Annotated in this window: 6 protein-coding genes; 3 read left to right on the top strand and 3 right to left on the bottom strand. The window is 70.1% G+C overall.

Annotation, left to right across the window (positions count from 1 at the left end):
* Window positions 1-513 (bottom strand): plastocyanin/azurin family copper-binding protein (locus P3H78_RS09025; RefSeq protein ID WP_438827927.1); only part of this gene is annotated, 513 nt, incomplete at its 3' end.
* A 746-nt stretch (window positions 514-1259) separates the two neighbouring features.
* On the opposite strand from P3H78_RS09025, the gene P3H78_RS09020 reads away from it, so the two are divergent.
* The 3 genes from P3H78_RS09020 to P3H78_RS09010 all read left to right on the top strand — a co-directional run bounded on the left by P3H78_RS09020 (window position 1260) and on the right by P3H78_RS09010 (window position 7142).
* Window positions 1260-2222: a multicopper oxidase domain-containing protein gene (locus P3H78_RS09020; RefSeq protein ID WP_276108310.1), complete on the top strand. Its 963-nt coding sequence runs from the start codon at window positions 1260-1262 to the stop codon at window positions 2220-2222.
* Window positions 2223-2502: 280 nt separating this feature from the next.
* A complete protein-coding gene (locus tag P3H78_RS09015; protein WP_276108309.1) occupies window positions 2503-6555 on the top strand; it encodes a ThuA domain-containing protein in 4053 nt (1350 codons plus the stop codon).
* 347 nt (window positions 6556-6902) lie between these two features.
* Window positions 6903-7142: a LuxR C-terminal-related transcriptional regulator gene (locus P3H78_RS09010; protein WP_276108308.1), complete on the top strand. Its 240-nt coding sequence runs from the start codon at window positions 6903-6905 to the stop codon at window positions 7140-7142.
* Window positions 7143-7283: 141 nt separating this feature from the next.
* Here the strand turns inward: P3H78_RS09010 and P3H78_RS09005 are convergent, their stop codons facing one another.
* Window positions 7284-8453: an ROK family transcriptional regulator gene (locus P3H78_RS09005; RefSeq protein WP_276108307.1), complete on the bottom strand. Its 1170-nt coding sequence runs from the start codon at window positions 8451-8453 to the stop codon at window positions 7284-7286.
* A 139-nt stretch (window positions 8454-8592) separates the two neighbouring features.
* On the bottom strand, window positions 8593-9585 hold the full coding sequence (locus P3H78_RS09000; protein ID WP_276108305.1) for a sugar phosphate isomerase/epimerase family protein: 993 nt from the start codon (window positions 9583-9585) through the stop codon (window positions 8593-8595).
* Between the last annotated feature and the right edge of the window lie 457 nt (window positions 9586-10042).

Here is a 10042-nt window from a genome sequence, read left to right as displayed (position 1 = left end):
CACCGTCACCGTCGCACTGCCGACGTAGCTCCCGGAAGCGTCCTTCGTACCCGACACCGACGCCGACGTGTCCGGCGGAGTCGTGTCGTTCCCGGGGGCCGCGGTGACGGTCAGCTCGCCCGACATCATGTGGCCCGGCATGGCGCAGTAGTAGTGGTAGACGCCGGGGGTCAGGGTGACCTGGGCCGTGTGCCTGCCTCCGCTGGAGTCCGACGGGCTCGCCTGGATGTTGAGGTCGACGTCGGTGTTGTAGTCGGGGTTGGACGTGTCGAACGTCAGCGTGTGCGGCATCCCCGTCGTGTTGCCGGTCGCCGCGCTGTTCTCGAACACGATCGTCGCCGGGCCGGCCACCGCGGTGGTGGGGGCGGACGTGTAGCCCATGTAGCCGTCGCCGGCCGTCCAGGTGAGCACCTGGGTGTCCGTCGCGGCGGCATCGCGGCTCTTCGCCGCCCATGCGGCAGGCGCGGCCAGCGAGAACGCCGTGAGCACGACGGCCACCAGCGCCACCAGCACCGAACGCGGGCCGAAGCGGCCCTGTGGCGCGGATCTCGAGGGGGGCGGATCCGTCTGGGTATGGAGCAGTCTTCTGAACACCGCTGCACCTTTCGCGAATCGCTGGTTGCGGGACCGCGCACGGATCCGCGGTCCCGCCGGATGGACGACCAGCCGCCGGGACGACCACGTCGGGGCCCGTCCGGCCGGGTGCCGCGCGGAGCTCGGCCCGGGGCGGCGGTGGCGCACGGTCCGTCGCCCGGGCGCCTTGAACTCAAGAGGACCGAGAGGGGCTGGGGGTGGTCGCCGGGCAGTGACGACGGCGACCGGCCGACACACGAACGAGCGGTGTCAGCTCCGCCTCGGACCGAAGCGGTGACGCCACAGGCCCGCGCGCGGACCTCACCCACCTCTCCTGGATAGCGGCAACGAGGGGAAGTTAGCCGTCTTTTGATGGACAGCCAAGACCTATGACCACAACCCAACGAACTTTGACCTGAGTCTGGAAAAACTGGTGAAGCGCCGTTACGGTGGGGCCGTTCCGAGACGCAGTCCGCCTCGCCGAGCCGAGCCGAGCCGGACCCGGACGTACGGCCGGACCGCTCCCGGACCGGATCCAACCCGACGACCTCTCCGCCGGCCCCGCGGGGCCGGAGGCCCGGCGCACCACCACGACCAGCCCGTCCGTATGCCGTGCTGCCGGGGCATCGCACCTCACGACCACGAAACGCCGTCAGGCACCCACGCCTGTCGAGGATTGGAGAGCGATGACCGACTCAGGCGTAGGCACGCGACGCCTCTTCTCCCGGCGATCGTTCGCCACCGGAGCCGCGGCCGCGGCCGTCGTCCCCGCGGTGCTCGGCACCATCGCCGCCGCGCCCAAGGACAAACCCGCTTCGAGTGGCGGCGGCGAGGTCCGCAACCTGACGCTGTACATGGAGAAGCTGCCGAACGGGGAGATGGGCTACGGCCTGCATCCCGGTCAGGCGACGATTCCGGGCCCGCTCATCGAGCTGACCGAGGGCGACACGATGAACATCGAGGTGGTCAACAACCTCGACGTCGCAGCCAGCCTCCATGTGCACGGCCTGGACTACGACACCGCCAGCGACGGCACCAGGATGAACGACAGCGTCGTCCAGCCCGGCGCCCGGCGCACCTACGTCTGGCGCACCCACGCGCCGAGCCGCCGCCACGACGGGACGTGGGAGGCCGGAAGCGCCGGCTACTGGCACTACCACGACCACAACGTGGGCACCGAGCACGGCACCGACGGGATCAGGAAGGGGCTCTACGGCCCCGTGGTGGTGCGCCGCAAGGGCGATGTGCTTCCGGACAAGACGTTCACGGTCGTCTTCAACAACATGACGATCAACAACAGGACCGCCCCCGACACCCCCACGTTCAAGGCCGTCCGCGACGAGCGGGTGGAGTTCCTCGTGATCACCCACGGCGACTTCTTCCACACCTTCCACGTGCACGGCCACCGCTGGACGGACAACCGCACCGGGATCTGGCAGGGTCCGCAGGACGTCAGCCAGGTCATCGACACCAGGACCACCGGCCCCGCGGACTCCTTCGGGTTCCAGGTGATCGCCGGTGAACGGGTCGGTGCGGGCGCCTGGATGTACCACTGCCACGTCCAGAGCCACTCGGACATGGGGATGTCCGGGGTCTTCGTCGTGACCGAGGCCGACGGCACGGTCCCCGGCGACCCGCACCCCATGTAGCGGGCGCGGCCGGTGCCCGTCCCGTTCCCACCCCCTGAGCCACGCCCGTCACACCTGACCGGACGGTCTGCCGGGCGTGTACCACCTGCCGCCGGCCGGTCCCGGGCCGTGAGGACCCGGGGCGTCCGCGATCCCACCGGTTCCGGCGCCCCGGCCGCCCTCGGACGTGCCGCGGCCGATCCGGACCTCCTCGCCCGGCGCGTCCGGGCGAGGCCGTGCGGCAGCCCTTGCTCCACCCCCTGGCCACTCTCCCGCTGTCGGATCGAGTCAAGGAGCAATCATGGGCCGAAGAGACCGGTTCACGATGTCACGACGAAGCGGGGCGCCGCCGTCGCGTCCCGCGCGGATCCCCCGCCACGCCTCGCCCTGGCGCCGCGCGGTCGTCCTGCTGTCCAGCTCGGCGCTGGCACTGGGACTCTCCGCGCTGCCGGCCGTGCAGGCACAGGCGCAGGCGCAGTCCGCGCACGGTCGGGGCCAAGGCGCCGAGACCGAAGCCCCGGTGAACGTCCTGGTCTTCCACGGGCCCGCCGCCCAGCAGGACGACCCGGTCGGGGCCGCCGTCTCGACGATCAAGGAACTCGGGCAGAAGAACGGCTTCACCGTGGACGAGTCGGACGATCCGGCCGTCTTCACCGCCGAGCACCTGGCCCGCTACCGCGGCGTGGTCTTCCTGTCGGCCAAGGGCGTGTCCCTCACCTCCGACGAGGAGTCCGCGTTCCAGGCCTACGTCAAGGGCGGCGGCGGCTTCGTCGGCGTCCACGACGCCGCGCGCGCGGACGCCGACTCCACCTGGTTCACCGGCCTGATCGGCACACGCCCGGCCTCCAGCCTCTCCGCCTCCGAGAAGGTGGCGGAGGTCACGGCGAGCGACGACAACCCGCCGAACGAGACGAAGGACAAGCTGTTCGACGGCAGCAACAACACCAAGTGGCTGGCCCACCAGCCGACCGGCTGGGTCACGGCGAAGATGCAGAAGTCCGTCGCCGTGGCCCAGTACGCGCTGACGTCGGCCAACGACTATCCGGGCCGGGACCCCAAGGACTGGAACCTCCAGGGCTCGCAGGACGGGAACACCTGGAAGACGCTGGACACCCAGACCGGCCAGAACTTCCCCGACCGTTTCCAGACCAGGCAGTACACGTTCTCCAACACCACGGCCTACCAGTACTACCGGCTGAACGTCACCGCCAACTCCGGTGAGCCACTGATCCAGCTGGCCGAGCTCCGGCTGTTCGGAGCCGACCCGGCGCCCGCGCCGGAGGCCAAGGTGCAGCAGGCGGTCGTGGACCTCACCGACCGCCGGCACCCGGCGAACAAGGGCCTGCCGCTGAAGTGGACCCGGTCCGACCAGTGGATGAACTGGGACCCGAATCCGAACGGCAAGGTCCAGACGGTCGCCCAGGTCGAGGAGAACTCCTACGACGCGGGGCCCGCGGGCAACGGCCCGTTCCACCCGATCTCCTGGTGCCGGGACTACGACGGCGGCCGGTCGTTCTACACCGGCATGGGCCGCACCGAGGACAGCTACACCTCGGACACCAAGTTCCGCAGTCATCTGCTCGGTGCCATCGAGTGGACGACCGGCATGGTCCGCGGTGACTGCCAGGCGACCATCGCGTCGAACTACTCGGTCGAGCGGCTCACGGGCAAGAACCAGCCGGGCCGGCTCGACCAGATCGGCGAGCCGCACGGTCTGACGATCGCCCCCGACGGCAAGGTCTTCTACATCGGCAAGGCGGCCTGCCCGAGCGGCCCGATCCCCGACTGGAACGACCCCGAGGTGGGCCTGGGCTGCGGCACCATCCACCAGTGGGACCCCAAGAGCAAGCAGGTCAAGCTGCTCACCACGCTCGACGTCATGGGCAACCGGGGCAGCGGCAGCGAACTGGTCAAGAACGAGGAGGGTCTGGTCGGCATCACGCTCGACCCCAAGTTCGAGCAGAACGGCTGGATCTACGTCTACTGGATGCCGCACGAGTCGGTCGACCGGGACAAGCAGACGGGCCAGCGCACCGTCTCCCGGCTGACCTACGACTTCAAGGATCAGTCGATCGACAAGAGCACCCGCAAGGACCTGCTGCACTGGACCGCTCAGATCCACAGCTGCTGCCACACCGGCGGCGGCATGACCTTCGACAACGACGGCAACCTCTACGTCGGCGTCGGTGACGACAACTCCTCCCAGGGAGCCGGGGCCGGCTACTCCGGGAACAACTGGACCCAGGACTACAAGGGCCTGTCCTTCCAGGACGCCCGCCGCACGGCCGGCAACACCAACGACCTCAACGGCAAGATCCTGCGGATCCACCCCGAGCCCGACGGCACGTACACGATCCCCAAGGGCAACCTCTTCACCGGCCAGGAGGAAGGCGGCGGCAAGACCCGCCCGGAGATCTACGTCATGGGTGTCCGCAACATCGCGCGGATCGCCTGGGACAGGACCAACAACTGGCTGACCGCCGCCTGGGTCGGCCCCGACGCCCCGCAGCCCGACCCGGAACTCGGCCCGGCCAAGTACGAGACCGCGACCGTCATCACCTCCGCGGGCAACCAGGGCTGGCCGTACTGCATGGGCGACAAGCAGCCGTACCGCGACCGCAGCAACACCGACGCCAGCGTGCTGACCGGCTGGTACGACTGCGACCACCTGAAGAACACCTCGCCCCGCAACACCGGTCTGGTGGACATCCCGCCGGCCCGCGACAACATGATCTGGTACTCGCCGCAGGGCGGCGGCGTGGTCTACCCCCGGCGCAGCGACGGCAGCGGGCTGCCCACGTACGTGCAGAGCGACGAGAAGTACACCGAGCCCTACCTCAAGGGCGGCGGCCAGGCCATCATGGACGGCCCGACCTACCACCGCTCGGAGGTGGACACCGGCAGCGGTGTCGCCTGGCCCTCGTACTGGGACAACAAGTGGTTCATCGGTGACGAGTCCAACGCCAGCAACCGGGTCGCGGTCACCGTCGACCAGGACAAGGTGAAGGACCAGGGCCCGCCGGTCTTCGGCGAGGACCTGCGCCAGACCCTCCCCGGCGGCAGCGGGGACAACAAGGTCCAGAGCTGGATGGACGCCAAGTTCGGCCCGGACGGCGCGCTCTACGTGCTCGACTACGCCGGCGGCTTCTTCAGCCTGGACCCGAACCAGAAGCTGGTCCGCGTCGCCTACCACGGCGGCCCGGCCACCCCGAACCCGAGCGACGCCTCGGGCCGCCCGGTCGCGCAGAGCAAGCCGCGGACGATCCAGTTCTCGGCCGCCAAGGCGGGCGGCATCGCCTGGGAGTGGGACTTCGGTGACGGCAGCCAGCCGTCGCACGAGCCCAACCCCGTCCACACCTACGCCTCCTACGGCACCCACCACGCCACGCTCAAGGTGACCTACGCCGACGGCGAGCAGTCCACCGGCAAGATCGACGTGACGGCGGGCTGCACGGCGCCCGACGCCCGTTCCACGGTCCGGCTGCTCGACAGCGACACCGGTGTGGCCAACCACGAGGCCGGCGGCGGGTGCACGATCAACGACCTGATCGACGACGAGGGCACCTGGGCCAACCACGGCGCGTTCGTCAGCCACGTCAACGACCTGGTGGACCAGTGGCGCAAGGACGGTGTCCTCGACAACCACGAGGCGGCGGACCTCAGCAAGGCCGCTGCCCAGTCGCCGATCGGCAGGACACCCGGGTACAAGTCCCTCTTCGACGGATCGGCGGCGAGTCTCGCCGGATGGAGCCAGGCGGGCGCGGGGCAGTTCTCGCTCCTGCCGGACGGCACCATGCGCAGCTCCGGCGGTATGGGCATGCTCTGGTACAGCAAGCAGGAGTTCAAGGACTACTCGATCCGGCTGCAGTTCCGGGACGTCGCTCCGGACGGCCACCGGGCCAACAGCGGTGTCTTCGTGAGGTTCCCCGACCCGCGGACGCCACTGGACCAGCGGCCTGCCGGAAGCTGCGGCACTCAGGGTGCGGCTCGCACCGCTCCGGAGTGGGTGGCGATCTACTGCGGCAACGAGATCCAGATCTACGACGGTGACACCGGCGAACCGCAGAAGACCGGCTCGGTCTACAACTTCGATCCGCTCGGCCTGGACCAGGCGAAGGTCACCCCGAAGGACCAGTGGAACGACTACGAGATCCGGGTCGTCGGGCAGCACTACACGATCATCCGCAACGGCGTGGTGATCAACGAGTTCGACAACACGCCCGGCAAGTCGTCGTCGCGTGCGGGCGACCCGCCCACGGACCTGCGTCAGTTCTTCAGCGGCTACGTGGGCCTGCAGAACCACAGTGACAACGACCTGATCGAGTTCCGCAACATCCGGGTGCGGAACCTGTAGCACGGGAGCGGCCGGTGCCGGGTTCGGGGCGGCTGTCCCGAACCCGGCACCGCCGCGAGTCGGCGTGCTCGAGCGCCGGCGGCAGACCCTCCCGGGCCGTTCCGCCAGCGGATCGACCCGTTCGATCCGGCAGAAGTTTTCGTGTAGAGCGCACCAAACCCGGACCCATGCAGCAGCGCGGCTCTTGACCGTGCGCTGGCGAACAGTTACGCAAGCTACAGCAGTTACCCACTTGACACGTGATAGGCGATTGACATCCCGCGGTCGATCACGGGTTCGGGCCTCCCGTCCGGGTGGCGGCCTCCCCCGCGTTCCCTGCCGGCCGCACTCGGCGAAGGAGGACGAACGTGTCCACGCTCAGCTACGAGACGGACCGGCAGCCCCAGCCTGACAACGTTGCCCTGCGCGGCGACGAGGTGCATCTGCTGTCGCTCCTGGCAACCGGCCTGCCGGTCGAGTCCGTCGCCCGACGGCTTCATGTCTGTCCCCGCACGGTGCGGCGACGTTGCCGGGGCGTGTGCGACAAGATAGGCGTCAGCAGCGTCATCGAGGCCGTCGCGTGGGCGGCGCGACGCGGACTGATCTGAACCCGCCCCTGAGAGCCGCCGGGAGTCCCTGAAGTCCCCAACGCGCCCTGGCGCGCCCTCGAGGGCGCGCCAGGGCGCGACAGGGTCTGACGGGGCACGGTCGGTCCCCGCAGGGGCGCCGCGCGCGAGGGCGACCGGGGCTCAGCCCGCGGGTCCGCCGTAGGCCAGCTCACTCGCCAGCACGGCGGCGCCGACGACCCCGGCGCGGGCGCCCAGCTCGGACAGCACGATCGGAAGGTCGCCGGTGGCCAGCGGCAGCGACCGCTGGTAGACGACGCTGCGGAGCTCCGCGAGCAGGATGTGCCCGAGGTCGGCGAGGTCGCCGCCGATGACGATCATGGACGGGTTCATGAAGCTCACCAGCCCGGCGAGGACCTGTCCGACCCGCCGCCCACCGGCCCGGACGATGCCGATGCAGACCGCGTCACCGGCCGCCGCCCCGTCGGCGACGTCGCGGGCCGTGAGGGAGCCCTTGGCCGCCAGGCGCTCCGCCAGCACCGGGGACCGGTCCCCGTCCGCGGCGGACTCGGCGTGGCGCGTCAGCGCCTCCCGGCTGAAGTGCGCCTCCAGGCACCCTGCGTTCCCGCAGAGGCAGACCGGGCCGTCCCCGTCGACCTGGATGTGGCCGATGTCCCCGGCGCAGCCCGTGGCGCCGCGGTAGACGCGGCCGTCGATCTGCACTCCGCAGCCGATGCCGCTGCCGATCTTCACGAAGATCAGGTTGTCCACGGTCCGGGCGACGCCGCTGTGCCGCTCGCCCAGGGTCATCACGTTGACGTCGTTGTCGACGGCGACGGGGCAGCCGTGCTCGCCGGAGAGCACGTCACGCACCGGATGGCGGTCCCATCCCGGCATGAGCGGCGGGGAGACGGGGATGCCGTCGCGGAAGCTCACCGGGCCGGGCAGGCCGATCCCGATGGCGTCCAGCCGCGTGAAGCGGCCCTCGGCGCGGATCTTGTCCAGGATCTGCGTCACCCGTCCCAGGACGGTCTCGGGACCGGTGCGAATGTCGCAGTGCTCGCTGTGCGACGCCACTGTCCGCAGGCAGCCGTCGGTGACCTCGACGCCGACCGCGCGGGCGTCGAGGTCGATCGCGGCGAAGCGCAGGCCGGGGTCCAGCTTCACGAGAGTGGAGCGGCGTCCGCCGCGGGAGGCGGTCGGGCCCGCCTCCACGATCGTCCCCGCCGCCGTCAGGCGGTCGAGCTCGGCCAGCACACGCGGCCGCGGCACCTGGAGACGGCCGGCCAACTGGGCGCGGGACTGCGGCCCGTGGTCCCGCAGCAGGGCGAGCAGACCGTAGCGGACGCTCACTTCGCTCACCTCCTGGTGGAAGGCACTGCTCGCCGGGCCGCGTGGTCGGGGCCGGCGAGGGCATGAGAAGCGTCCACCCCGTTCCGCCGCTCGCCCCGGCACGTGCGGGGGAACGGCGGAACGGGGCGGTGACGGCAGGTCAGGAGAGCAGGTCCGCGAGCGCCGTGTAACTGCGCTGCGCCGCTCCGAACGAGCCGGGCGGGTCGGGCTGGGTGTCGGGGGCGGTGTCCTGCTCCCAGATGCCGTGGTGGTTGCCGAACGGACCGATCGCGTGGATGAACCGCTGGTAGGGCATGTTGCCGGCGCCGAACTCGGTCATGTCGTAACCGTCGCCGACGTCGGGGTCGGACGTGCCGTCCTTCATGTGGAACAGCGTGTACCGGTAGGGGTGCTCGCGCACGTACGCGGCGGGGTCGAAGCCGGGGTAGCGGTACTGGCCGACGAATGCCCAGAACACGTCCATCTCGAGGAAGACGTTGGCGGGGTCGGTGTTCTCCAGGAAGACGTCGTACAGACGCACCGCGGGCTGGTCGGTGGCGAAGGCGAACTCCGCCCAGTGGTTGTGCTGGTAGAGCTTGAGTCCCCGCGCCGACGCCGCCGCGCCCCAGCGGTTGAAGTCCTCGGCGGCCGCCTGGTACCCGGAGACCGTGGCGGTGTCCGAGGGGGCGTTCGGGGTCCCGATGTTCGGCATGCCGAGGATCTGGGCGTTGTCGAGCTCCTTCTGCAGGTTGCTGCGGAAGCTGCCGATGCCGATGTGGCTGCCGATGGCTCGCAGGCCGTTGTCGTCGAGCAGCGTGCGGATCTCCTGGAGGGTGATCTGCCGGCCGAGGATGGACGGGTCCTGGGTGTAGCCGGCGAACTCGACCTCCTTGTAGCCCATCCGCGACAGCTCCTCGAAGACGACGCGGAAACCGAGTTGGTAGACCTTGTCGCGGACGCTGTAGAGCTGGATGCCGATGGCGTCCTTGGGGATGCTCAGGCCGGCGCCGTGCTTCTCGGCGCCGGGTCCGGGCGTCTGGGCGGCGGCGGGGAGCGCGCCGGCGAAGGTCGCCGCACCGATGGCCACGGTGCCTGCGGCTGCCGCGCGCAGGAAGCCTCTGCGGTCGAAGTCATGGGCGAACTGACCCATCATCACTCCTTTGTTGTGGAGCACCGAGCCGCGATGGGGCCGCGGCAGGGGCCGTCAGGGGAAGACGTCCTCGCTCGTTGTCCGGACGGGGCTGGTCGTAGGGGGCGTTCGTCGGCCCGGAACGCCTGGCGGACGGGCGGTCGGCGGAACTGGTGCCGGGGCGAACGGAGTCGCGGTCGGTGAGCGAGGGCGGTACGGCTCGCCGGGGCTCGGTCTCCCCGCGGACCGCGCGACGGCTACGGGACGGCCTCGACGATTTCTCAGAGGACGATGAACGTCTGAGACCGCCGATAGTTCACCACGAACGGCTGTGACTTTTCACCGGATGAGCAAAAGATGTGGCCACTTCAGGCCATGAAACGCGGCTACCGAGCAGTACCTGCTTGACAGTCCATCGTCACGGCCACACGCTCATGACGCTTCTTCAGGGGGCCGCGAACCCCTCCGAGCCCTCTCTCCA

The sequence above is a fragment of the Streptomyces tropicalis genome (genome assembly GCF_029269835.1).
Classification (GTDB): domain Bacteria; phylum Actinomycetota; class Actinomycetes; order Streptomycetales; family Streptomycetaceae; genus Streptomyces; species Streptomyces tropicalis.
The sequence above is the reverse complement of the archived record's forward strand: the minus strand, read 5'-3'. Positions and strand labels throughout refer to the sequence as shown.

What these genes read in the sequence shown, in the direction of transcription:
- P3H78_RS09020 (WP_276108310.1), top strand. Translation starts at nt 1,260, where the DNA reads ATGACCGACTCAGGCGTAGGCACGCGACGCCTCTTCTCCCGGCGATCG.
- P3H78_RS09015 (WP_276108309.1), top strand. Translation starts at nt 2,503, where the DNA reads ATGGGCCGAAGAGACCGGTTCACGATGTCACGACGAAGCGGGGCGCCG.
- P3H78_RS09000 (WP_276108305.1), bottom strand. Translation starts at nt 9,585, where the DNA reads ATGATGGGTCAGTTCGCCCATGACTTCGACCGCAGAGGCTTCCTGCGC.